22 protein-coding genes are annotated in these 22,989 nt (G+C 60.9%); 2 read left to right on the top strand and 20 right to left on the bottom strand.

Translation table 11 applies throughout. From position 1 onward, the window contains the following. Window positions 1-249: 249 nt before the first annotated feature. Complete coding sequence (locus GOQ28_RS07990; protein WP_160350650.1) at window positions 250-807, bottom strand: phosphoribosyltransferase; 558 nt, start codon at window positions 805-807, stop codon at window positions 250-252. Between GOQ28_RS07990 and GOQ28_RS07995 the strand changes: the two genes are divergently transcribed. After that, on the top strand, window positions 806-958 hold the full coding sequence (locus tag GOQ28_RS07995) for a hypothetical protein (RefSeq protein WP_160350651.1): 153 nt from the start codon (window positions 806-808) through the stop codon (window positions 956-958). The genes GOQ28_RS07990 and GOQ28_RS07995 overlap by 2 nt on opposite strands. Here GOQ28_RS07995 and GOQ28_RS08000 read toward each other — a convergent pair. The 15 genes from GOQ28_RS08000 to ndk form a co-directional block, all read right to left on the bottom strand. Continuing rightward, the gene (locus GOQ28_RS08000; RefSeq protein ID WP_160350652.1) at window positions 947-2,242 is read right to left on the bottom strand and encodes an adenylosuccinate synthase; all 1,296 of its coding nucleotides are present in this window, start codon (window positions 2,240-2,242) and stop codon (window positions 947-949) included. The two genes, GOQ28_RS07995 and GOQ28_RS08000, sit on opposite strands and share 12 nt — an antisense overlap. A gap of 77 nt (window positions 2,243-2,319) precedes the next feature. Then, complete coding sequence (locus GOQ28_RS08005) at window positions 2,320-3,477, bottom strand: ATP phosphoribosyltransferase regulatory subunit (protein ID WP_160356076.1); 1,158 nt, start codon at window positions 3,475-3,477, stop codon at window positions 2,320-2,322. A gap of 141 nt (window positions 3,478-3,618) precedes the next feature. Next, window positions 3,619-4,506 carry a protease modulator HflC gene (gene hflC / locus GOQ28_RS08010; protein ID WP_160350654.1) on the bottom strand — a complete coding sequence of 296 codons (888 nt, stop codon included), beginning with the start codon at window positions 4,504-4,506 and terminating at the stop codon, window positions 3,619-3,621. Between the two features lie 19 nt (window positions 4,507-4,525). Further along, complete coding sequence (hflK, locus tag GOQ28_RS08015) at window positions 4,526-5,842, bottom strand: FtsH protease activity modulator HflK (protein WP_160350655.1); 1,317 nt, start codon at window positions 5,840-5,842, stop codon at window positions 4,526-4,528. Next, window positions 5,808-6,914 carry a GTPase HflX gene (gene hflX / locus GOQ28_RS08020; RefSeq protein ID WP_160350656.1) on the bottom strand — a complete coding sequence of 369 codons (1,107 nt, stop codon included), beginning with the start codon at window positions 6,912-6,914 and terminating at the stop codon, window positions 5,808-5,810. Before hflX ends, hflK begins: the two co-directional genes overlap by 35 nt. An 81-nt stretch (window positions 6,915-6,995) precedes the next feature. Then, window positions 6,996-7,232, bottom strand: a complete 237-nt coding sequence (gene hfq / locus GOQ28_RS08025) for an RNA chaperone Hfq (RefSeq protein WP_003810707.1) — start codon at window positions 7,230-7,232, stop codon at window positions 6,996-6,998. Between the two features lie 154 nt (window positions 7,233-7,386). After that, window positions 7,387-8,460, bottom strand: a complete 1,074-nt coding sequence (gene hisC / locus GOQ28_RS08030) for a histidinol-phosphate transaminase (protein ID WP_160356077.1) — start codon at window positions 8,458-8,460, stop codon at window positions 7,387-7,389. A 2-nt stretch (window positions 8,461-8,462) separates the two neighbouring features. Beyond that, a complete protein-coding gene (gene der, locus GOQ28_RS08035; protein ID WP_160356078.1) occupies window positions 8,463-9,821 on the bottom strand; it encodes a ribosome biogenesis GTPase Der in 1,359 nt (452 codons plus the stop codon). 21 nt (window positions 9,822-9,842) lie between these two features. Then, window positions 9,843-11,003 (bottom strand): outer membrane protein assembly factor BamB, encoded by a 1,161-nt coding sequence (gene bamB / locus GOQ28_RS08040; RefSeq protein ID WP_160350659.1) that lies wholly within the window; start codon window positions 11,001-11,003, stop codon window positions 9,843-9,845. Window positions 11,004-11,007: 4 nt separating this feature from the next. Then, entirely contained in the window at window positions 11,008-11,646 is a 639-nt protein-coding gene (locus GOQ28_RS08045) for a YfgM family protein (RefSeq protein WP_160356079.1), read from the bottom strand. A 7-nt stretch (window positions 11,647-11,653) separates the two neighbouring features. Further along, a complete protein-coding gene (gene hisS / locus GOQ28_RS08050; protein WP_202109663.1) occupies window positions 11,654-12,934 on the bottom strand; it encodes a histidine--tRNA ligase in 1,281 nt (426 codons plus the stop codon). Between the two features lie 56 nt (window positions 12,935-12,990). Next, the gene (gene ispG, locus GOQ28_RS08055) at window positions 12,991-14,277 is read right to left on the bottom strand and encodes a flavodoxin-dependent (E)-4-hydroxy-3-methylbut-2-enyl-diphosphate synthase (RefSeq protein WP_160356081.1); all 1,287 of its coding nucleotides are present in this window, start codon (window positions 14,275-14,277) and stop codon (window positions 12,991-12,993) included. A 12-nt stretch (window positions 14,278-14,289) separates the two neighbouring features. Next, entirely contained in the window at window positions 14,290-14,802 is a 513-nt protein-coding gene (locus GOQ28_RS08060; protein ID WP_160356082.1) for a helix-turn-helix domain-containing protein, read from the bottom strand. Beyond that, window positions 14,799-15,944 carry a 23S rRNA (adenine(2503)-C(2))-methyltransferase RlmN gene (rlmN, locus tag GOQ28_RS08065; RefSeq protein WP_160350664.1) on the bottom strand — a complete coding sequence of 382 codons (1,146 nt, stop codon included), beginning with the start codon at window positions 15,942-15,944 and terminating at the stop codon, window positions 14,799-14,801. Before rlmN ends, GOQ28_RS08060 begins: the two co-directional genes overlap by 4 nt. A gap of 27 nt (window positions 15,945-15,971) precedes the next feature. After that, window positions 15,972-16,397: a nucleoside-diphosphate kinase gene (gene ndk, locus GOQ28_RS08070; RefSeq protein ID WP_160350665.1), complete on the bottom strand. Its 426-nt coding sequence runs from the start codon at window positions 16,395-16,397 to the stop codon at window positions 15,972-15,974. Between the two features lie 154 nt (window positions 16,398-16,551). Here ndk and GOQ28_RS08075 point away from each other — a divergent pair, with 154 nt between their 5' ends. After that, window positions 16,552-19,437, top strand: a complete 2,886-nt coding sequence (locus tag GOQ28_RS08075) for a valine--tRNA ligase (protein ID WP_160356083.1) — start codon at window positions 16,552-16,554, stop codon at window positions 19,435-19,437. A gap of 101 nt (window positions 19,438-19,538) precedes the next feature. On the opposite strand, the gene GOQ28_RS08080 is transcribed toward GOQ28_RS08075, so the two are convergent. The 4 genes from GOQ28_RS08080 to rpsP form a co-directional block, all read right to left on the bottom strand. Continuing rightward, window positions 19,539-20,942: a hypothetical protein gene (locus GOQ28_RS08080; protein ID WP_160356084.1), complete on the bottom strand. Its 1,404-nt coding sequence runs from the start codon at window positions 20,940-20,942 to the stop codon at window positions 19,539-19,541. Between the two features lie 233 nt (window positions 20,943-21,175). Then, window positions 21,176-21,943, bottom strand: a complete 768-nt coding sequence (gene trmD, locus GOQ28_RS08085) for a tRNA (guanosine(37)-N1)-methyltransferase TrmD (RefSeq protein WP_160356085.1) — start codon at window positions 21,941-21,943, stop codon at window positions 21,176-21,178. Then, window positions 21,943-22,566, bottom strand: a complete 624-nt coding sequence (gene rimM, locus GOQ28_RS08090) for a ribosome maturation factor RimM (RefSeq protein ID WP_160356086.1) — start codon at window positions 22,564-22,566, stop codon at window positions 21,943-21,945. Before rimM ends, trmD begins: the two co-directional genes overlap by 1 nt. Window positions 22,567-22,610: 44 nt before the next feature. Beyond that, a complete protein-coding gene (rpsP, locus tag GOQ28_RS08095; protein WP_160350670.1) occupies window positions 22,611-22,871 on the bottom strand; it encodes a 30S ribosomal protein S16 in 261 nt (86 codons plus the stop codon). Window positions 22,872-22,989: the final 118 nt, after the last annotated feature.

The raw sequence follows: 22,989 nt of genomic DNA on the forward strand, positions 1-22,989 counted from the left end.
AGGGCGCGCTGACTGCAAGCCTGGCATGGTTTCTTGAGAGGTCTCTGCCCTATTCAGGCTCGTTTTTTGAGCCTGGCGACCCCTCGAACGAAGCGCCGCTAAGCAAAAAACTGCAATAAACCACGCCTGTGCACCCTGGCACCCCCCAATGGGGTTTAGCGATAACCAAAGATTCTAGCACGATCGGGCAAAATTTCCCAGCCAAAACGCGCCAGCGTGTTGGCACACCGGCTCGCCCGAGTGCTCGATTTACTCTTCGGAATGCTGGGTGGAGGAGCCTTTACGAATCCAGGCTTCCAATTGATGCGGACGCAGGCTGTCGTAATCCTCGAAAGGCTGGTGGATCCACGGGTTCGTCGGCAGTTTGTCCACATAGTAGTCGGGGATTGCCTTGGAATGACCTTTCCACCAGAGCACGGCACTGCGCAACTCGGTGATCTCGGGGAATTGCTGCTGGAGGTGTTCGCGCACACGATTGAAGGTCAATCCGGTGTCGACCATGTCGTCAACGAGCAACACCCGGCCGGCCGGCGCGCCCCGCGTGATGGTGATGAACTTGGCGATGTCCAGTTCGCCCTGCTTCGTGCCGGCGGCTTCGCGATAGCTGCTGGTGGCCAGAATGCCCAAGGGCACATCAAAGATACGCGACATCACGTCGCCCACGCGCACGCCCCCGCGCGCAAGACAAAGAATGAGGTCGAATTTCCAACCGGATTGATACACCTGCAGGGTCAGGCGCTCGATCAGGCGGTTGTACTTCTCCCAACTCACCCACACATGACTATCATCGTTGACGGGCGTGCTCATGGCAAAGATCTCCAAGCCTAAAAACAAAAAGGCCGCGGTCGACATTGCCGACGCGGCTATCAATCATAACCCGACGAACGCCGGGTTAAAAAATGGACGTCGCGGCACATCCACCAGGATGGCCGCGACCGTCTGGCGATCAGCCCTTTAACGGGTGACGCAGAACAATGGTTTCGTTGCGATCGGGGCCGGTGGACACGAGGTCGATCGGCACGCCGCAAACTTCCGAGACGCGTTCCAGATAACGGCGCGCGGCGGCGGGCAGCTTGTCGAACTCGGTGACGCCGACGGTCGATTCCGACCAGCCGGGCAGTTCTTCGAGCACCGCTTCGGCTTGGGCAACAGCATGCGCACCATAGGGCAGCACGTCGCGGAATTCGCCATTGACGCGGTAGCCGACGCCCAACTGGATTTTTTCCAGACCGTCGAGCACGTCGAGCTTGGTGATGCACAGGCCGGTGATACCGTTCAGACGAACCGAGCGCTTGAGCGCGGCGCCGTCGAACCAGCCGCAGCGACGCGGGCGGCCGGTGACCGAACCGAATTCCTTGCCAATGGTGGCCAGGCGCGTGCCGACTTCATCAACCAGCTCGGTCGGGAACGGACCCGAACCCACACGGGTCGTGTACGCCTTGGTGATACCGAGCACGTAGTCCAACGATTGCGGGCCAACACCGGCGCCAGCGGATGCAGCGCCAGCCAGGCAGTTGCTGCTGGTCACGAACGGATAGGTGCCGTGGTCCACGTCGAGCAGTGCGCCTTGGGCGCCTTCGAACAGCAGGCGCTGGCCGGATTGTTGCAGCGCGTACAGGTTGCTGGAGACGTCCTTGACCATCGGGGCGATGGCCGGAGCCAGCGCCATGGCCTGATCGCGCACTTCGTTGGCGGAGACAGCTTCGGCACCGAGGTATTTGGTCAGCACGAAGTTGTGGTAATCCAGCAGCTCGGCGAGTTTTTCATCGAACAGCGACGGATTGAAGAGATCCTGCACACGCAGCGCGCGGCGAGCGATCTTGTCTTCGTAGGCCGGGCCGATACCGCGTCCGGTGGTACCGATCTTGCCATCACCCTTGCGCGCTTCGCGGGCCTGGTCCACTGCAATGTGGAACGGCAGAATCAGGGGGCAGATTTCGGAAATCTGCAAACGCGAACGCACGTCCAGACCGGCGGCTTCGAGTTCTTCGATTTCCTTTAGCAGGGCTTCGGGCGAGAGCACCACACCGTTGCCGATGAAGCACGTGACGCCAGGGTGCATGATGCCCGAGGGGATCAGGCGCAGAATGGTTTTCTTGCCGTTGATCCACAGCGTATGGCCAGCATTGTGACCGCCTTGAAAACGCACCACGCCGGCGACGGATTCCGCCAGCCAGTCGACGATCTTGCCTTTACCTTCGTCACCCCATTGGGTGCCGATCACCACTACGTTCTTGCTCATTGTACGAATCGATATCGAGTTTCTCGGGAAATCCGGAAATCTCCCTGCGGCCCCCTCGCAACGAGAGGGAATCAGTTTTACAACGTTCGAACCACCCAGTTGCCGTCCTGTAAGGTCAGCTCACGGTCACAGATGAATTCGTCCTGGCTTTGCTCGTGGCCCGGCAGCACCTGCACGACGATCTCGCCTGAGTGTCGCAGCTGACGGACCGCGGCGACCAGCGCGGGATCCTGCCCCCACGGCGCACGCACAGCGCGCGCGCGATCGGCGGGAGGAAGTCCACGCGCGAGCTTGCGCAAATCCAGACTAAAGCCTGTGGCCGGGCGGGCCCGTCCAAAGGCGCGGCTGACGTCGTCGTAACGGCCGCCACTCACTAAAGCATCGTGCCAGCCTTCGGCGTAGAGCGCGAAGGTGACACCCGAGTGGTAGCCATAGCCGCCAATGTCGGCCAGATCCACCCCGCATTCAACTCCGGGGATGGCATCCATAATTTTCTGCAATGCGTCCAGCGCGGCAGTCACACCCGGCAATGACGGGAGTTCGCTGCGCGCCTGTGCCATCGTTTCCGGGCCGCCGTAAAGGCCAGCCAGGCATTTCAGTGCCGCCACGGTATCCGCGCGCACGCCGCTGCCGTCCTCGGCCAATGCGGCCAAGCCGGGCACGTCTTTCTCGCGCAGCAGCAAGATGATGTCTTTGGCACGCGCGCTCGCCGCCGGATCCGCGTCGATCACCGCGCGCGCAACCCCGGGATGACAGAGTGCCAGGCGCGGCTGATTGACGCCAGCCGTGGCCAGCGTTTCCAGCACCAAGGAGATGATCTCGAGATCCGCCTCGAAACCGGCATGGCCGTAGATCTCGGCGCCTATCTGCAGCAGCTCGCGGCTCGAGAGCAGATCCGCCGGCCGCGCATGCAGCACGTTGCCGCAATAGCAAAGCCGCGTGACGCCGGCACGATTTAGCAAATGCGCGTCGATACGCGTGACCTGTGGCGTCATGTCCGCTCGCACGCCCAGCGTGCGTCCGGAGAGCTGATCGACCAGTTTGCAGGTGCGCAGATCCAGATCGCTGCCGGTACCCGACAGCAACGAATCAATGTATTCGACCAGGGGAGGCGCCACTAGCTCGAAACCGTAACTACGGTAGAGATCGAGCAGCTTGCGGCGTAGTTCCTCGATGCGCCGAGCCTCTGCCGGAAGGACATCGGCGAGGCTTTCGGGCAGCAACCAGTTACCCATGAATGTTTACCTGAATGACTACTAATGACATGCGTGAACGACGCCCAAAACAAAAGCGGCTGAGCGGGCGTAAGCCCACTCAGCCGCCTGAGGATTGTTTCTAGCTTACGCGTTATTGTACATGGTTTGCGCGCAGGGGGATCAGTTTGCCGGGGCTGTGTTGCCGGTGGAGTTCTTCATGAACTGGAAGTACTCGGAGCTCGGGTCCACCACCAGCACGTCGCTGGGCTTGGAGAACGACGAACGGTAGGCTTCCAGGCTCTTGTAGAACGTGTAGAAATCCGGGTTCTTGCCAAAGGCTTCGGCGTAGATCTGGCTAGCCTGCGCATCGCCCTCACCCATCGCTGTCTGGGCTTTGGCGTAGGCTTCCGCAAGAATGACTTCGCGTTGACGATCGGCTTCGGCGCGGATCTTTTCGCTTTCGGCGGCACCGATGGAGCGCAGCTCGTTGGCCACGCGGGTACGCTCGGCTTCCATCCGACGATAGACGGATTCGGAGATTTCCGGCGCGAACTCGATGCGGCGCAAGCGTACGTCCACGACCTGCACGCCCAAGGGCTCGGCGCGCTTGGCAACCGTGGTGAGTATCTCTGTCATGATCTTGTCACGCTCGGCCGAGACGACTTCTTTCACGGTACGCACGTTGACCGATGCGTTCAGTGCGTCGCGAATCTGAGCCTGCAGGCGTTCCTGGGCGGCACGCTCGTTGCCGCCGAAGGTCACGTAGTACAAGCGTGGATCGGCGATGCGCCACTTGACGTAGGAGTCGATCAGCAGGTTCTTCTTTTCAGAGGTCTGGATACGCTCGGCGTCGTTGGACTCGATGGTCAGGATACGTTTGTCCAGCGTGACGACGTTTTGGAACGGCGGCGGGGCCTTGAAGTAGAGGCCAGGTTCGCTGATGACTTTACGGACTTCACCCAGGGTAAAGACCAGGGCGTAGTCGCGCTCGCGCACGATAAATACGCAGGATGATAAGGCGGCCAGCACGAGAAGCAGGCCGACCAGGATGGGCATAAAACGTTGCATGATCTTGGGCTCCTCCGGATTAGCGCGTCAGACGATCGCGGGACAGCGTGTTGTTGCTGCTACCCGTCGTGTTGCTACCGGAATTGCCGGACGAACTGGTGGTACCGCCGGTACGCACCGGAGGCTGAGGAACGGTGGGCTGGCTGGCGCCAGGCAGCGACGTGGTCGGCACAGACGACCCCGACGCGTCACGCGCGCTTTGCTGCATGATCTTGTCGATCGGCAAATACAGGATGTTGTTGCCGTCCTTGGTGTCGACCAGCACCTTGCTGGCGCGCGTGAAGATCTGCTGCATGGTCTCCAGGTAGAGACGCTCGCGCATGATCTGGGGCGCCTTTTCGTATTCCGTCAAAATGCTGTTGAAGCGTGCGGCATCACCGCGCGCGTCACCCAGAACCTTGGCGCGATAGCCTTCGGCTTGCTCCAACATGCGTGAAGCTTGACCGCCAGCCATCGGGATCACCTGGTTGGCGTAGGCCTGACCTTCGTTGATTTGACGCTCGCGATCCTGGCCGGCCTTGACCGCATCGTCAAACGCGGCTTGGACCTGCTCGGGCGGCTGCACGTTCTGGATAGCGACCGTGCTGATCTGGATGCCGGAGTTGTAGCGATCGAGGATCTGCTGCATCAGATTCTGAACCTCGACGGCAACCTCGGTACGGCCTTCGTACAGGACGAAGTCCATGGGTTTTTTGCCCACGATCTCGCGCATGGCGGTCTCGGAGGCCTGACGCACGGACTCGTCCGGGTCGCGCATCTTGAACAGATAGTCGGGCGCCCCATCGGCGCGCAGGCGATACTGCACGACGAACTGCATATCGACGATGTTTTCGTCGGTGGTCAGCATCAAGGCCTCGGGCAGCACCTTGTTGCGGGAACCGCCGCGGAAACCGACTTCGAAGGTACGCAACTGGGAAATATTGACGGCTGTTTCATCCTGAATGGGATACGGCAGACGCCATTGGAAACCGGCTTGCGTCGTCTTGATGTATTTGCCGAATTGCGTGACGACGGCAACCTGGCCTTCCTGGACGATATAGAAGCCGCTGGCCAGCCATAACAGCACCGCGGCCCCGGCGATCACCCCGAAGCCTATCTTGGCGCCACGCGGCGACGGCGTCATGCCGCCCCGGCCACCACCAGACGGACGACCCCCGCCACCGCCTTTGCGACCAAAGAGCGACCCGATGCGATTGTTAAAGTCGCGCCAGACCTCGTCGAGGTCGGGTGGACCTTCTCCGGGGCCCTTGGGCCGTTTGGGCGGCTCAGAGCCATTGTTATTGCCGCGACCCCAGCCCGGGTCATTCAGATTGAAGAGTTTGGTAATTCGAGGCATTGTTTCCCACGATCTGACCGGTCTCTGCAATTGCCCCGCGCAACGCATCCAGACCGGCGCGCTCGGTAGCGCTTACGAATACTCGCGCAATCGTACCATGCGCATCGCGCTCTACCCGAGGCTCGAGTCCGGCACGATCTATCTTGTTGTGTACGAGAATGGTGGGGATGGACCCCGCGCCGATCTCGGTGAGAACTTTGTTGACTTCGGCAATCTGCTCGTCGCGTTGCGGACTCGCGGCATCGACCACGTGCAGCAGCAAGTCGGCGTGGATGGTTTCTTCGAGGGTGGCGCGGAACGCGGCGATCAGATTGGGTGGCAGGTCGCGGATGAATCCGACTGTGTCTGACAGCACAACAGAGCCCGTGCCTTCGATCCAGATGCGTCGCGTGGTGGTGTCCAACGTGGCGAACAATTGATCGGCGGCGTAGGCGCCAGCGCGCGTCATGGCGTTGAATAAGGTGGATTTACCGGCGTTGGTATAGCCGACCAACGACACGGACAGCGCACCACCTCGTGCCCTGGAACGGCGCTGGGTGACGCGCTGGCGCTCAACGCGGTCGAGACGCTCGCGTAGAACTTTGACCTTGGCGCCGATCATGCGGCGGTCCATTTCCAACTGCGATTCACCCGGGCCGCGCATGCCGATCCCGCCACGCTGACGTTCCAAGTGAGTCCACATGCGAGTCAGGCGCGTGACCAGATGCTGCAGTTGAGCAAGCTCGACTTGCAGCTTACCCTCGTGACTTTTGGCGCGCAGGGCAAAAATATCCAGGATCAGAGCGACGCGGTCCACCACGCGCAGATTGAACTCCCGCTCGAGGTTACGCTGCTGAGCCGGGGACAAGGGCTGATCGAACAGCACGATGTCGGCCAGCAGAGCCTGAGCGGTGGCGACGGCTTCCTGGACTTTGCCGGAGCCGATGAAAAACTTGGCGTCCGGACGATCGCGCCGGGACGTGACCGTACCGACGATTTCGGCGCCAGCGCCGCGCGCGAGCATGGCGAATTCTTCGGCATGCGCGACGAAATCTGGGTTGCCCAGATCGACACTAATGATCAGTGCGCGCATAAATGCCCCCCACTACAGCGAAAATGCCCGCCAACACGAATTGTGCGGCGGGCAGAAAAAGGTACAGCCGGAGCTTGACGATTATTCAGCGGGAACTTCCACCTGAAAATTGACGGCACGCGCGGGAACCACGGTCGAGATAGCGTGCTTGTAAACCATCTGGGTGACGGTGTTACGCAGCAACACGACGTATTGGTCGAACGATTCGATCTGTCCTTGCAGCTTGATACCGTTGACGAGGTAGATCGACACGGGCACATGTTCTTTGCGCAGCGTGTTCAGAAACGGGTCTTGCAGAGTTTGCCCTTTATTGCTCATTGGCCAGGCTCCATTTGTTTGTTTTGAGTGGTGGCAGACGCCGAAAGACGTACTCTACAAGGTTTTAAGGGGCTGTGCCACTTGGCCTGCAGAGCAAATTCTTTCATAAAGTGTCTGAATTGTTATGACCGGGCAAGTCGCCTTGCCCTACTACTCAGACTGCGAGAACAGTCTTGAGAGTCTCGATCAGCCGCGCGCATTGAGATTCGGTGCCCACGGTAATCCGTAGGAACTGATCAATGCGCGGCGACTTGAAGTGTCGCACGATGATACTGCGCTCGCGCAATGCCGCCGCAAGTTTCGCGCCGTCATGCGCCGGATGGCGAGCGAACACGAAATTGGCGGCCGACGGCAGCACCTCGAACCCTAACGCCTGCAAGTCAGCGACCAGCGTCTCGCGCGTGTTGATCACGTATTGGCAGGCCTGTTCGAAATACTCCTTATCTTCGATCGCGGCGATGGCGCCGGCTTCGGCGATACGGTCGATGGGATAGGAGTTAAAGCTGTTTTTGACACGCTCGAGCGCTTCGATTAACACCCGATTTCCGACCGCGAAACCCACACGCAGCCCGGCAAGTGAGCGCGACTTGGAAAGCGTCTGAATAACAAGGAGGTTGTCGTGCCGCGAGACCAGCTGCGTGGCGGATTCCGCGCCAAAATCGACATAGGCCTCGTCAATCACCACGACGATATCGGGATTGGCAGACAGGATGCGTTCGATATCCGCCAACGGCAAAGCGCGGCCCGTCGGTGCGTTCGGATTCGGAAATATGATGGCCCCGGCGTTACGACCTGCTTCGGGCAGGTAGTCGCGCACATCGATGCTGAAATCCGCCGTAAGCGGTACCGCTTCGTAATTGATGCGGTACAGGCCGCAATACACCGGATAGAAGCTGTACGTAATATCGGGGAACAGCAACGGCCCATCGTGCTTAAGCAACGCCAGGAAGGTATGCGCGAGGATCTCGTCCGAGCCATTGCCGATGAACACCTGGTCGGGTTGAACCTGGCAGTGCGCGGCCACGGCGGCGCGTAGGCGCTCGGAGCCGGGATCGGGATAGAGCTTTAGCGATTCCGTGCAGGCCGCTTGCATGGCTTGCAGGGCCTTCGGCGAAGGCCCCCATGGATGCTCGTTGGTGTTGAGCTTGACCAGATCGGGCAGCTTGGGCTGCTCGCCCGGTACGTATGGGCTGAGTTCACCGACGACAGAACTCCAGAACCGACTCATGCTCAGTTTTCCTGCGTGTAAGGGTTATGCGACGACTTGAATTCGATACGCATTGGCGTACCAGCGAGCTTGAAAGCCGCGCGAAACCGGGTTTCCAAATAGCGGCGGTACGAATCCGGAATTGCATCGAGCGCATTGCCGTGGATGACGACCAAGGGGGGGTTCTGTCCGCCTTGGTGCGCATAGCGCATTTTCGGACGGAAGATCCCTTTGCGTGGTGGCGGCTGCTGTTCAACGGCGGCCTGCAACTCGCGGGTAAGTTTCGGCGTCGACAGCTTGGCGAACGCGGCGGCGTGCGCGGACACGACGGATTTCATCAGGGGTTTGATGCCCTGCCCTTTGAGCGCCGAGATGGTGTGGGTGGGCGCAAACGACAGAAAGCGCAACTTGCGATTGAATTCGCGCTCGATGCGCTCGCGCTGATCGACGTCCAGGCCGTCCCATTTGTTGATGGCGACGACGACGGCACGGCCGGTCTCCAGGACAAACCCGGCAATGTGGGCATCTTGCTCGGAGACCTCGCTTTGCGCGTCCAACACCAGCAAGACCACATTGCTCGCCTCGATCGCTTGCAAGGTCTTGATGACGGAGAATTTTTCGACCGCCTCGAATACCTTGCCACGGCGACGCAGGCCGGCGGTGTCGATCAGCGTGAACTTTCGTCCGTCACGCTCGAAATCGATTTCGATCGCGTCTCGCGTGGTGCCCGGCATATCGAAGGCGATCACGCGCTCTTCACCCATCAAGGTGTTGATCAGCGTGGACTTGCCGACGTTGGGTCGGCCGACAATGGCCAGTTTGATGCGATGATCGACGGGAGCTTCGTCTTGGCCTTCCGATTCGGGGTCGGCCTCGGGCTCGCCCAGACCATCCAAGGCCAGTTCGATCAGATCGACGATGCCGTCGCCGTGCGCCGCGGAAATCGGGAACGGCGTGCCCAGGCCGAGTTCATGGAACTCGCTCGTGGCATTGCCCACACCCATGCCTTCGGCCTTGTTGACCGCGAGGATGACGCGACGCTGGCCGGACTTGCGCAGCAACTGGGCGATTTCGTGATCATGGGCGTTTACACCCGCACGGGCATCCACCAGGAACACGACAACATCGGCCTCGGCGATTGCCTGGGCAGTCTGACGCGCCATTTCGCGCAGGATGCCGGTCTTGGCCACCGGTTCAAAGCCGCCGGTATCAATAACGATAAAGGGCTTTTCGCCCACCCTGCCCTCGCCGTAATGGCGATCGCGCGTCAGGCCGGAATAATCGGCAACCAGCGCAGCGCGCGAACGCGTCAGGCGGTTGAAAAGGGTCGATTTCCCCACATTGGGGCGACCGACCAGGGCGACGACGGGCTTGAAAGACACTGTTGAGCCAAAAAAAGAAAGTTAGTTAATGCCTAAAAGCACAAGGTTGCCGTTGCCGGTTTGCACCAGCACACCGGAGGGTGTGGCCTGCAGCGGCGAGACAATGGCGCCGCCGCCCACGGACATGCGGGCGAGCAGACTGCCGTCGCTGCTGGACAGGAAATGCACATAGCCATCCAAATCCCCCACGGCGATAGCACCGTTCAGTGCGGCCGGCGCGGTGAGCTTGCGGTTCTTCAGCGCGGATTGCTTCCAGACGTTGTTGCCGTTATCCAGTGCAAAGGCGTTGACGACACTGTTCTGATCCGGAGCGTAAGCGAAACGGCCATCGATGACCATGCCGCTGGCGCTGGAGTAGTCCTTGGCCCACATGGGACGCCCGCCTTGGCTGACGTTAAAGCATACGATACGCCCTTGATAGGCGACTGCGCAAAGCAGCCCCGGCGGAGCCAGCTGAGGCTCACCGACCACATCGGTCAGACGCTCGAGATCGCTGGTACCACGCGGCGTGGCGACCGTGCCTTCCCATTGGACGTTGCCGCTGCCGACGTTGATGGCCAGCAATTTACCGCCGGGCATCCCGGTGATGACCAAGCCTTCGGCCAGGACCATCTGCGCACTGCTTCGCAGGGCCAACGCCGGACCGGGGCGCTGCAAGCTCCAGAGCCGCTCGCCGGTTTCGACGTTATAGGCCTGAATGCGATAGTCGCCACTGCGCACGATGACGGCGCCGTAACCCACCGCTGGCGGAATATCCACGTCGCTGCTGGCTTGGGCTTTCCATTTCACTTTGCCCGTGTCATCGAATGCCACGAGCGCGCCGGTGGGTGAAGCAACGACCGTGGTCGTGCCATCGCTGCCCGGACCGGCCGAGAGCTTCATGTCCGCATCCGCTTTCCACAAAGTGCGGCCGCTGGCCAGATCGACCTTGACCACCATGCCGTTGGGCGTGGCGGCATACACCTGATCGCCGACCACAGCAGGCACAAAGCCCAGGCCCGAGCCGCTGCCTATAGATGTCGACCAGACCGAGCGCACGGAAAGGCCCGGCGCATACTCGGTCAAGGGCGCGGGCTCATAACGGTCGTCATTGCTCGAAAACAAGGAGCAACCGCCCAGCACCATGAGGCTGGCAGCGAACGCTGCACATCTGACCGCACGAGGAAAACGGAAATAAGTCATACCATCACGCTCCGCTGAGGGCATCCAGTTTCAGTTGCACGACCTGACGCAAGGGGTCCGAGGCAGGCATGCCGTCCAGCGCGGTTTGCCATGCCTGACGCGCCTCGTCGGCCTTGCCCTGCGCGGCGAGTATGTCCCCACGCCGATCGGCATAGAGCGCGGCGAAAGGCGCCGGAGGGTTATTCAACTGTGCCAAAGCGGCGTCGTATTGTTTTTCATCCAGCAGCAGGCTGGCCAGCCGTTCGCGCGCGACGGGCTGCAAAGCGGGATGCTTGGATTGCCCTGCCAGCCACTCGAGTTGTTCCCGGGCGCCGGCCACGTCCTTTTGCTGGATCAGCGCGGTCGCCGCGACGAGTGCGCCACGCGATGCATAGCCGGTGGCGGGATAGTCTTTACGCAAGGTAGCGGCAGCCGCCTTGATACGGGCCACGGATTCGGGGCCGTTCAGGCTGGCGGCGTCTTCCAATGCCTCGAAGTAACCCATCGCTTGATTGGCGCGGTGGTTTTGATAGGCCTGCCAGCCCCACCAGCCGCCCCACGCGAGCGCGACAATGACCAGCAGCGACATGATCAGCGTGCCGTAGCGGTTCCACCAAGCCTTGATGGCGTCTAGTTGTTCCTGTTCTTCGAGATCGTATGCCATGCTTACCTTAGGATTTCAAAACGTCTGCCAAACGGTCGAGTGCGATTTGTTGTTGGGACCCTTCACTGCCTGCCTCGGCACGCAGGAATTTGACGCTTGCCGTTTGCGAAGCAACCTCATCGGCACCAAGGATAACCGCAACACGGGCGCCGCTGGCATCGGCGCGTTTGAATTGCGATTTGAAACTGGCCGAGCCAGCGTGCACGATGACCGAAAAACCGGCGTCGCGCAATTGCTCACCCACGCGGGCAGCGAGGCGTTGCGCGTCTGGACCTTGATGGACGACATAAATTTCGCACTCTGGCGGGATGTCGATGGACGCGGTTTGCGAGCAGAGATCGAGCAGACGCTCCACCCCGATGGCGAAACCGATGGCCGGTGCGGGCTTGCCGCCCAGCAGCTCGATCAAGCCATCGTAGCGACCGCCACCGCACACCGTGCCCTGGGAACCAAGGCGATCCGTGACCCACTCGAAAACGGTGGAGTTGTAGTAATCCAGGCCACGCACCAGACGTGGATTTAGACGATATTCGATGCCCGCGTCGCCCAGCAGTTGGCACAGGCCATCGAAGTGCGTACGCGACTCGTCGCCGAGGAAATCAAACAGGCGCGGGGCGCTATCGGCCATGGCCTGCATGGCGGGGTTTTTCGTGTCCAGCACGCGCAGCGGGTTGGAGTACATGCGACGCTGACCGTCTTCGTCGAGCACGTCGCGGTGCTGTTCCAGGTGAGCGATCAAAGCAGCGCGGTGAGCGGCGCGCTCGGCGGGCTGACCCAACGAGTTCAGTTCGAGGCGTACATCGGTCAGGCCCAGGCGTTTCCACAAACGCGACAGCATCACGATGAGTTCGGCATCGATATCGGGACCGGCGAAACCCAGGGCCTCGACGTCGATCTGATGGAACTGACGATAGCGGCCGCGTTGCGGGCGCTCGTGACGGAACGCCGGGCCAATGCTGTAGACACGCTGCGGGCGATCGTAGAGCAGATTGTGCTCGATGGCCGCACGCACGACGCCCGCGGTCATCTCGGGGCGCATCGTGAGCGAATCGCCATTGAGCGAATCGGTGAACGTGTACATCTCTTTCTCGACGATGTCGGTCACCTCGCCGATGCCGCGCGTAAAGAGACGCGTATGCTCCAGGATCGGCATGCGCACATTGCGATAGCCGTAGCTGCGCAGCCAATCACGCACGATTTCTTCGAATTGCTCCCAGCGGGTACCCTCGCCAGGCAGGACATCGTTCATACCGCGGACCGCGGCGATTTTCTGAAACGCTTGCGTCATCTTTATCATGCCGGAACGGATCGCCAAGCAATCCGGCTCACGGCTCAACCCTTATTCTATTGAGAAGCCTGTGCGCCATAACGACGCGCGACATAGTCCTCGACAATGGTCTGAAATTCTTCGGCGATGTAATCGCCCTTGAGCGTGACCGTGCGTTCGCCATCGATAAACACGGGCGCGGCGGGCACCTCGCCGGTACCCGGCAAGCTGATGCCGATATCGGCATGACGGCTTTCGCCAGGACCGTTGACCACGCAACCCATGACGGCAACGTTCATGGTTTCAACACCAGGGTATTGCGCGCGCCACACCGGCATCTGCCGGCGCAAATAGGACTGGATGCTATCGGCCAGTTCCTGGAAAAACGTGCTGCTGGTGCGTCCGCAACCAGGACATGCCACAACCATGGGGGTGAAGGCACGCAGGTTCATGGTTTGCAGGATTTCCTGCGCGACCACGACTTCACGTGTACGGTCTCCACCAGGCTCGGGCGTGAGCGAGATGCGGATGGTGTCGCCTATGCCCTGTTGCAGCAAGACCGACAACGCCGCCGTCGAGGCGACGATGCCCTTGCTGCCCATGCCGGCTTCGGTCAGCCCCAGGTGCAGGGGATAATCGCAGCGCGAGGACAGATCCTTGTACACGGCGATGAGGTCTTGCACATGGCTGACCTTGCAGGAAAGCACGATGGCGTCGCCACGCAGACCCAGTTCCTCGGCGCGGCGGGCGTTACTGATCGCGGATACGACGAGCGCATCGCGCATGACGGCCTGGGCTTCCCAAGGCTGCGCGCGACGGCTGTTCTCGTCCATCTTGCGCGCCATCAATTCGTGATCCAGGCTGCCCCAGTTCACACCGATACGCACCGGCTTGTCATAGCGGCAAGCGACTTCGATCATTTGCGCGAAGTTGTCGTCTCGACGTTTGCCGCCGCCCATGTTGCCGGGATTGATCCGGTATTTGGACAGCGCCTGCGCGCATTCCGGAAACTGCGTCAGAAGCTTGTGGCCGTTGTAGTGAAAATCGCCGACTAGCGGCACCGACACGCCCATCCGATCGAGCTGTTCGCGAATCGCGATGACCTCGCGGGCAGCCTCGGGCGTGTTGACGGTGATGCGGACCAGCTCGGAGCCGGCCTGTGCGAGTTCTTTGACTTGTATCGCCGTGGCGATCGCGTCGGCCGTATCCGTATTGGTCATGGACTGCACGACCACGGGCGCCTGTCCGCCGATATGGACGACGCGCTCCCCCCATTTCACTGCCACCGCTCGGGTGGCGCGGCGCGGCGAGGCGCCGACTTCGGGCGGCGGAGTATCTGGGCCAGGCAAAGGCTGCTCTTGCATGCGTGTAGTGAATTACGATTGTGCGCCGGCTAACCACGAAGGCAGCCAGTCGGCGGGGATCCAATGCTGCCATACGGCGTAAGCAAACAACCCGGCCAGCAGCGCCAAGATGACAAACGTCCAGCCCCACGAGGAGCCACCGCGATCCTCGCCCGAGCCATTGACAGCCACCGGTACGGTACGGGATTCACGGTGCACCGAACCGGGCGCCGACAACGCACCGACATGGCTTTCGACCGATGCGATCAGCGCGGCAGGGTCAGTTTCCAGCAAGCGCGCGTAGCTGCGGATCAAGCCTCGCAGCGACATGCCCTTGGGTAATTTATCCCATTGCTCTGCTTCGAGCGCTTCGATCTGGCGGGGAGCGAACTTGATTCGTTCGGAGACGTCTTCGAGGGACAGTCCGCGCGCTGCGCGCAGCGTTTTCAACGATTCCCCAACAGACACGACACCGTCAGTCTTGGCCGCAGCCGGCGACGTCGTGGGACGTGCTGGAATCGCTGCGGAATTAAGCCCCTCTGTCATGCCTGCACCTGTGCAATAGGAATCGTACGAGCCGCGTTACGCTGGGCCACGCGAGTGCGATCTCGAACCTCGCCGGCGAGCTGGCCGCAAGCCGCGTCGATGTCATCACCGCGCGTCTTGCGCACGGTGGTGACGATGCCAGCATCCATGAGACGCTGAGCAAAGACCTTGACGCGCGCGGCGGGCGAGCGCTTCAGACCGGAGGCCGGGAACGGGTTAAAGGGGATCAGGTTGAGCTTGCAGCGCACCTGACGCGCTACCTGGATGAGCGCTTTGGCATGCTGGTCGGTGTCGTTGACGCCATCCAGCATGCAGTATTCGAAAGTGATGAAATCCCGCGGGGCATGCTCGAGATAGCGTTCGCACGCCGCGAGCAACTCCGCCAAGGGATACTTTTTATTCAACGGCACCAGCTCGTCGCGCAGATCGTCGGTGGGCGCATGCAGCGAAACGGCAAGCGCGACCGGACAGTCCTGTGCGAGGCGGTCCATCATAGGGACCACGCCGGAGGTGGATACGGTCACACGACGGCGCGATAGACCATAGGCATTGTCATCGAGCATCAAGCGCAACGCGGGCACCAACTGATCGTAGTTGAGCAAAGGCTCGCCCATGCCCATCATGACCACATTGCTGATCACACGCGTGTCTTCGCCGCGCGCGCCGTTCAGTCGAGCGCTGCTGGCGTCGGCTTCGAGTATGCGTTTGGCCCACCACAGCTGACCGATGATCTCGCTGGTGCGCAGATTGCGATTAAAGCCTTGGTGGCCGGTAGAACAGAAACGGCAGTTGACCGCACAGCCGGCCTGGCTGGACACGCATAGCGTGCCGCGGTCGTCTTCGGGGATGAAGACCGTTTCGATGGCATTGCCCTGCCCGACGTCGAACAGCCACTTGCGCGTGCCGTCGGACGAGCGCTGCTCGGTATTGACCGGCGGCGCCTCGATCGTGCAGTGCTCAGCCAGTTGCCCGCGAAATTCGCGAGCGAGGTCGGTCATGGCGTCGAACGTGTCAGCACCGCGCTGGTGCACCCAGCGCTGTAATTGGCGGGCGCGAAAAGGCTTGCCGCCCCACTGCGCGACCAGGTCGGCGAGTTTGGCGGAGTCCAGCCCCAGCAGGTTGACGCGTTCGGCGGTGTCCATGACGATCTCAGGCAAAGCTATCCCAAATCAACGGCTGTGGATGTTGATTTCGGGGAAGAAGAAAGCGATTTCAACGGCGGCGGTTTCGGGAGCGTCCGAACCGTGCACGGCGTTGGCGTCGATGCTGTCAGCGAAGTCAGCACGAATGGTGCCGGCGTCGGCTTTTTTCGGGTCGGTGGCGCCCATCAGGTCGCGGTTTTTCTGGATGGCGTTTTCGCCTTCGAGCACTTGCACGAAGACGGGGCCCGAGACCATGAAGTCGACCAGGTCCTTGAAGAAGGGGCGCTCTTTGTGCACGGCGTAGAAACGCTCGGCATCGGTGCGCGACAGTTGCTGCATGCGGGCAGCGATGACTTTCAGGCCGGCGTTTTCGAAACGGGCGACGATTTGGCCGATGACATTCTTGGCCACGGCGTCGGGCTTGATGATCGAGAGAGTGCGTTGGACGGACATGGAGACTCCAAATTCCTAATAAAAACAGGGACTTCTGTAAGGTTTACAGTAACCCGACATTCTAACACGCCGCCAGAAGCTGAATACATCTTAAAATGAGCGGTTTGCTTGGCCGTGAATCCGCCAGGCCCTCGTCTTTAGCCGGAATCCTGTAATGACCGAAGCCGCTGCTCCTCACCCCTCTGACACAGACACCGCAGAATTACCCAAGAGTTTCGAGCCCGCAGCGCTGGAAGCGCACTGGTACAACGAATGGGAACGCCGTGGGTATTTCGCGGCAGGCCAGCACGTAAAAAATGGGACAGATCCCGAACCTTTCGTGATCCAGTTCCCGCCCCCGAACGTGACGGGCACGCTGCACATGGGGCACGCGTTTAACCAGACCATCATGGACGGCCTGGTGCGCTATCACCGTATGCGTGGCGACGATACGGTGTTCATTCCCGGCACCGACCACGCCGGCATCGCCACGCAGATCGTGGTGGAACGCCGCCTGGACGCCCAGAAAGTCTCGCGCCACGATCTGGGCCGCGAGAAATTCATCGAAAAAGTGTGGAAATGGAAGGAACAGTCCGGCAGCACCATCACCGGCCAGGTTCGTCGCCTGGGCGCTTCCGCCGACTGGCCACGCGAATATTTCACCATGGACGAGCGCATGTCGCGCGGCGTGGTGGAGACGTTCGTGCGCCTGTATCAACAGGGATTGATTTATCGCGGCAAGCGTCTGGTCAATTGGGATCCGAAGCTCCTGACCGCGGTATCCGATCTTGAAGTGCAATCGGAGGAAGTCGACGGCCATCTGTGGCACATCCTTTATCCGTTCGTCGACGGGCCGCAGACCATCGTGGACAAGGATGGTCAGACGGTCACGCTGCGCGGCATGACGGTGGCCACGACGCGACCGGAGACGATGCTGGGTGATAACGCGTTGTGCGTGCACCCGGAAGACCCGCGCTACCAGCACCTGGTGGGCAAGATGGTCGAGCTGCCCTTGTGCGGCCGCACGATTCCCATCATCGCGGACGACTTCGTCGATCCCGCATTTGGTACGGGTTGCGTCAAGATCACTGGCGCGCACGACTTTAATGACTATGCTTGCGCGCAACGCCACAACCTGCCGCTGATCAGCATCCTGACTCTGGACGCGCACATCAACGAGAACGCGCCCAAGCAATTCCAAGGCATGGAACGCTACGAGGCGCGCAAAGCCATCGTGGCCCAGCTCGAAAGCGAGCAATATCTGGTGAAGGTCGAGCCGCACAAGATGATGCAGCCCAAGGGCGATCGCACCGGTGTGGTGCTTGAGCCCATGCTGACCGATCAGTGGTTCGTGGCCATGAGCAAGCCCGCGCCCGAAGGCACCCTGCATCCCGGAAAGAGCATTACCGAGGTCGCGCTGGATGTGGTCGCAAACGGCCAGATCAAGTTCTATCCGGAAAACTGGACGACGATCTACAACCAATGGCTCAACAATATTCAGGACTGGTGTATCTCGCGCCAGCTGTGGTGGGGCCATCAGATCCCGGCCTGGTATTCGGAAGACGGGCAAGTGTTCGTCGCGCATTCCGAAGCCGACGCTCAGGAGCAGGCGCGCGCGGCTGGTGTGACCGGCCCGCTGACGCGCGATCCGGACGTGTTGGACACGTGGTTCTCGTCGGGGCTGGTGCCGTTTACGACGCTGGGCTGGCCCGAGGACACGCCGGATCTGCGCCGCTATCTGCCTTCGAGCGTACTGGTCACGGGTTTTGACATTATCTTCTTCTGGGTGGCGCGCATGGTCATGCTGTCGACCCACATGACGGGCCAGGTGCCTTTCAAGCACGTCTACGTGCATGGCCTGATTCGCGATGCCGACGGCCAGAAGATGAGCAAGTCCAAGGGCAACACGCTGGACCCGGTGGACTTGATCGACGGTATCGATTTGGATGGCTTGGTCGCCAAGCGCACGTATGGCCTGATGAACCCCAAGCAGGCCGGCTCGATCGAGAAGGCTACTCGCCGTCAGTACCCGGATGGCATTCCGGCTTTTGGCACCGATGCGCTGCGCTTTACGATGGCGGCCTATGCCACCTTGGGTCGCAATATTAATTTCGACCTGAAGCGTTGCGAGGGCTATCGCAATTTCTGCAACAAGCTGTGGAATGCGACCCGGTATGTATTGATGAACACCGATGGCCACGATCTGGGCGGCGATCAGCCGGGCGAATTGTCGTTCGTGGACCGCTGGATCGTTAGCCAACTGCAGGCGCTGGAAGACGAAATCGAGCGCGGTTTTGCCGACTATCGTTTTGACAATATCGCCAATGCCATCTATCGCTTTGTGTGGGATGAGTATTGCGACTGGTACGTTGAACTCGCCAAGGTGCAGATTCAAAACGGCACCCCGGCACAACAACTCGGTACCCGCCGCACGCTGATCCGTGTGCTGGAAGCCGTACTGCGACTGTCGCATCCGATCATCCCGTTCATCACCGAGGCGCTGTGGCAGAAGGTCTCGGTCGTAGCGGGCAAACGTGCGCCGGGTGCGGTCGATAGCGTGAGCGTGCAACCCTACCCGCGCAGCAGTGCGGAGTTCGTGGATGCCCAGGCCGAAGCCGAAGTCACCGAACTGAAGGCGCAGGTGGAGGCGGTGCGCGCGCTACGCGGTGAGATGAACCTCTCGCCCGCGCAGCGGGTTCCGCTGATTGCCCAAGGCGATGCCACCACGCTGACGCGCAATGGTCCGTATCTGGCCGCATTGGCTAAGCTCAGCCAAGTTGATGTGGCGGATACCTTGCCCGACGCGGGCGCGCCGGTGCAGGTCGTCGGCACGGCACGACTGATGTTGCATGTCGAGATCGACGTTGCCGCCGAACGCGCACGCCTGGATAAGGAAATCGCGCGTCTGGAGGGCGAAGTCGCCAAGGCCAATGGCAAGCTCAACAACGCGAGTTTTGTCGAACGCGCCCCAGCAGCCGTGGTCGAGCAGGAGAAGGCTCGCCTGGCTCAGTTCACGGAAACGCTGACCAAGGTGCGTGAGCAGTGGGCGAAACTGAAGTAAGCCGTATACGGCCAGAGGCCAGAACATAACGGCGATTCCGCCGTTTGCCAGAAAGGCGTCCGAACAAAGCTCGGACGCCTTTTCTTTCGTGCATGTTGAGATTACTGCGCTAAGCGCGCATTCAACTCGTCGACTGCTGCTTGAACCGCATTCGCAGCCTCCTGTTTGCCGTCGGCTTCTAACCGGGCGCGTACTCGGCGCAGCAGATTTGTCGCGGCTGCCGGATCAGCGCCCAGCTCAATCGCGGCGGGTGCGAGATCACTGCGCTGCACGAGAGCAAGCGAGGTCAACAGCTCCGTCGGCGACATGCCCGCCGAGACAAGCATCCGCGCGCCATCGAGATCGCCTGCTATCACCTTATCGCGCAGCAGTTCTTTGCCCCCGGTCCATCCCAAACTGAGGAACATCTCGAGAAAGCCCTTCTTTAGGTCTACGGGCGCATTCGCCTCAAGCATCTGTTTCAAGATGGCATACTCGAGAATCGCCGCAGCGTCGCGATGGCCGCGCTTGTGAAAAAACTCCACTGCATTGATAGCCTCCGACGTACCCGCGTCTACCATGGCCTGCACGGTGACACGATTACCTCGCTCGGCCTGATCTACCAGCGCTGCCAAGGCGGGTGCGCCCCCTCCCACCAGGTGTTGCAGGACTTCGTAATCATGCTCCGTATCGCCTTTTGCCTTGACCGCAAGCGCCAGCCGCCTCGCGGCCTCTATCGTCAGAGATTCGCGCGAGGAACCCGCATCGACGAATTGCTTTAATGCGTCGAATTTGACCTCGCTGGATTGATCCTTCATCGCCGCCACGGCCGCCAATGCAGTTTTAGGCCCGGTTAGTATTCGCACCAGCCCCTGATTCTGCGCTTGGACGGCTTCATTCAGGATGGTCAGGACATCGTTGCCGCGCACGAAATGATTCTGGACCATCCATCCCAACTCGGACTCGCGGCCTTTGTCGGCAAGCTGCCTCATAACTGGAATCGACTCCACACCGGTGTCGAAATACCATTGCGCGGCCTGCTTATCAGCACGCAGAATGGCGGATTCAAAAAGCCGCGGTAGGTCAGCGGCGTCGGGAACCACCGGACCATGATCGACGATCTCGCCCACAATGGCACCATGCGGACGTAAACGCCGGTACGCAGCGCCGTCGCTGCCCAAAGCCGACCGAGCAGCGCCATCTGGCTGCGCCCCCTCTAGCCGGCGGACAATATTGCGTGTCCTTGAATCCAAGAAAACATCAGGGTGGTTCCTCGCGTACTCCAGAAACCACCGCCTCATCTCCAAACTACCGCTTTCGATCACGCGGTCCATGACGTGGATCCCTTTGTCTGTCATGCCAGCAATCACGTCAGCGCCATGACGCGCTACCAGATCAGCGACCTGCCGCACGTCGCTCGCGGATATCGCCGAAAGGATTTCAGCTTCGGCCCCGTCCTCTGAAAAGGAGGTGCGTCCTGGTTGCGCGGATGACATCTGCCCCGATGGATTTTGCACGGCAAACATGGATTGGCTCGCTTATAAGAAAGGTTACAAAGAGGTGAGTGCCTGCCTCAAGTTGGCAACTGCACCCGCATTGAAACCTTATCCGTCGCTCCCACGCGCTCTAGCTCTAAAGCCCCAGGAAAAGCAGACGATACCGACATACGAACTCGGAGCTTGCCCCGACTATCGCGACGACGCGTTAAAGCTTGACGTTGGGGTATGCCTCGCAAGGCAGCGAGGTCCAGCCGCGCGAGTTATTGACCCGCGCTGAGCGTGGCGAGAAAGCGTTCATCCGCGCGCGTGAGCCAGCCTTGGGCGCGGGCGCGTTCTAGCAGATCGGGGCGGCGCGCGGCGGTGATGCGAAGCGATTGTTCGCGGCGCCAGCGTGCGATGTTGGCGTGATGGCCGCTTAGCAACTCGGCGGGCACGCTTTGTCCGTCATACACCTCAGGGCGAGTGTAATGCGGGCTATCGAGCAGGCCCGATAGCGTGTCGTTAAAAGAATCTTGTAACGCGGAATCGCCGTCGTTGAGAACGCCCGGCAACAGGCGAATGGCGGCATCGATGACGGCAAGCGCCGCGATTTCGCCGCCCGACAGTACAAAGTCGCCCAGCGAAATCTCGTCCGTAACGCACCGGTCGATAAAGCGTTGATCGATGCCTTCGTAGCGGCCACAAATGAGAATCGCGCCGGGGCTATCCGCGAGCGATTGCGCGGCGACCTGATCGTAGCGGCGCCCTGTCGGCGAAAGCAGGATGACGGGCGCGAGCCCGGCGCCCTGCTCTGCCCGTTCAGCCTGCGCAGCAGCAACAGCGGCCTCCAGAGGGGCCGCCATCATAACCATTCCCGGTCCACCACCGTAGGGGCGATCGTCGACGGTGCGATGCACGTCTTGCGTGAAATCACGAGGATTCCATGCCTTTAGTGCCCACCGACCCTGGGTATGCGCGCGGCCGGTGACACCCAAGTCGCGCACGGTTCCGAACATATCCGGAAAAAGCGTGACGACGTCAAAGCGCATCACAAATCCGTGGGCCAGTTGCTATCGATACGGCGTGCCGCCAGGTCGACCGAAAGAATGTGGGCACCGACAAAAGGCACCAGCGTTTCCATGGGGCGCCCCTTCGCGTCGAGCCGGGGCGCGGGGGTCGTTGCGGCATCGGATGCGTCTTGCAGTACCACGCGCAAAATGGCGTGGGCACCGTTATCCATGACATCCTCGACGATACCGACGCGGGTAGGCTCGCCCTCGGCGTCCGAATAAAACGCGCAGCCGATCAGATCGACCCAGTAATACTCGTCGTCGGCGGTCGCCGGGAACTCGCTGCGCGGCACCTGCACGGTCTGCCCGCGCAACGCCTCGGCTTGATCGCGATCGTCGATGCCCTCGAGCTGCGCCACCACGGTGGTGCCCTGCGGACGCGCCTGCAGTACACGTACAGCGCTGGGCACGGACGCGACAGCGCCCCGCGCCGTTTCCGGAGCGAGGCGAGCCAGCCACCAGGTTTTCGCCCGGCGCAATGTATCAGCCTGCGCAGAATGCGGCTGGACCTTGACCCATCCCTTGACACCGTATGCCCCCGTGACACGACCCAATTCGACTAAGTCGTCAGGCACGGCGTGGCGGGTAGAGGCGTCAGACATGGGCTAAAGCAGTCGAAACCGACGCGCAGGTAACCAGCGAGCCCTTAGGCTGCGGCGGAAACTTTGGCCGAGTAGTCTTTGACCAGACGCTCAACAGCGGGCGACAGTTGTGCACCGCTCTTGGTCCAGTACTCTACGCGATCCATCGCGATACGCAGCTTTTCCGCGCCTTCGCTGGCGACGGGATTGTAGAAACCCACGCGCTCGATGAAGCGGCCATCGCGACGGTTGCGCGAATCGGTAGCTACCAGGTTGTAGAACGGACGCTTCTTGGAGCCACCGCGGGCCATGCGAATCACCACCATAGGTAATCCCTTGAATTAGTTGTGAAAAACAAAAGATTCTAGCATTAATTCATGCGCGCCGGCAAGACCCGAGATCAGCCGGCGACAACATGCCGCTAGAACGACGAACCATAGTATA

Source organism: Bordetella sp. 02P26C-1, from assembly GCF_009763255.1.
Lineage (GTDB): Bacteria > Pseudomonadota > Gammaproteobacteria > Burkholderiales > Burkholderiaceae_B > Bordetella_A.

What these genes read in the sequence shown, in the direction of transcription:
- GOQ28_RS07995 (WP_160350651.1), top strand. Translation starts at nt 806, where the DNA reads ATGGCAAAGATCTCCAAGCCTAAAAACAAAAAGGCCGCGGTCGACATT.
- GOQ28_RS07990 (WP_160350650.1), bottom strand. Translation starts at nt 807, where the DNA reads ATGAGCACGCCCGTCAACGATGATAGTCATGTGTGGGTGAGTTGGGAG.
- GOQ28_RS08000 (WP_160350652.1), bottom strand. Translation starts at nt 2,242, where the DNA reads ATGAGCAAGAACGTAGTGGTGATCGGCACCCAATGGGGTGACGAAGGT.
- GOQ28_RS08005 (WP_160356076.1), bottom strand. Translation starts at nt 3,477, where the DNA reads ATGGGTAACTGGTTGCTGCCCGAAAGCCTCGCCGATGTCCTTCCGGCA.
- hflC (WP_160350654.1), bottom strand. Translation starts at nt 4,506, where the DNA reads ATGCAACGTTTTATGCCCATCCTGGTCGGCCTGCTTCTCGTGCTGGCC.
- hflK (WP_160350655.1), bottom strand. Translation starts at nt 5,842, where the DNA reads ATGCCTCGAATTACCAAACTCTTCAATCTGAATGACCCGGGCTGGGGT.
- hflX (WP_160350656.1), bottom strand. Translation starts at nt 6,914, where the DNA reads ATGCGCGCACTGATCATTAGTGTCGATCTGGGCAACCCAGATTTCGTC.
- hfq (WP_003810707.1), bottom strand. Translation starts at nt 7,232, where the DNA reads ATGAGCAATAAAGGGCAAACTCTGCAAGACCCGTTTCTGAACACGCTG.
- hisC (WP_160356077.1), bottom strand. Translation starts at nt 8,460, where the DNA reads ATGAGTCGGTTCTGGAGTTCTGTCGTCGGTGAACTCAGCCCATACGTA.
- bamB (WP_160350659.1), bottom strand. Translation starts at nt 11,003, where the DNA reads ATGACTTATTTCCGTTTTCCTCGTGCGGTCAGATGTGCAGCGTTCGCT.
- GOQ28_RS08045 (WP_160356079.1), bottom strand. Translation starts at nt 11,646, where the DNA reads ATGGCATACGATCTCGAAGAACAGGAACAACTAGACGCCATCAAGGCT.
- hisS (WP_202109663.1), bottom strand. Translation starts at nt 12,934, where the DNA reads ATGACGCAAGCGTTTCAGAAAATCGCCGCGGTCCGCGGTATGAACGAT.
- ispG (WP_160356081.1), bottom strand. Translation starts at nt 14,277, where the DNA reads ATGCAAGAGCAGCCTTTGCCTGGCCCAGATACTCCGCCGCCCGAAGTC.
- GOQ28_RS08060 (WP_160356082.1), bottom strand. Translation starts at nt 14,802, where the DNA reads ATGACAGAGGGGCTTAATTCCGCAGCGATTCCAGCACGTCCCACGACG.
- rlmN (WP_160350664.1), bottom strand. Translation starts at nt 15,944, where the DNA reads ATGGACACCGCCGAACGCGTCAACCTGCTGGGGCTGGACTCCGCCAAA.
- ndk (WP_160350665.1), bottom strand. Translation starts at nt 16,397, where the DNA reads ATGTCCGTCCAACGCACTCTCTCGATCATCAAGCCCGACGCCGTGGCC.
- GOQ28_RS08075 (WP_160356083.1), top strand. Translation starts at nt 16,552, where the DNA reads ATGACCGAAGCCGCTGCTCCTCACCCCTCTGACACAGACACCGCAGAA.
- GOQ28_RS08080 (WP_160356084.1), bottom strand. Translation starts at nt 20,942, where the DNA reads ATGTTTGCCGTGCAAAATCCATCGGGGCAGATGTCATCCGCGCAACCA.
- trmD (WP_160356085.1), bottom strand. Translation starts at nt 21,943, where the DNA reads ATGCGCTTTGACGTCGTCACGCTTTTTCCGGATATGTTCGGAACCGTG.
- rimM (WP_160356086.1), bottom strand. Translation starts at nt 22,566, where the DNA reads ATGTCTGACGCCTCTACCCGCCACGCCGTGCCTGACGACTTAGTCGAA.
- rpsP (WP_160350670.1), bottom strand. Translation starts at nt 22,871, where the DNA reads ATGGTGGTGATTCGCATGGCCCGCGGTGGCTCCAAGAAGCGTCCGTTC.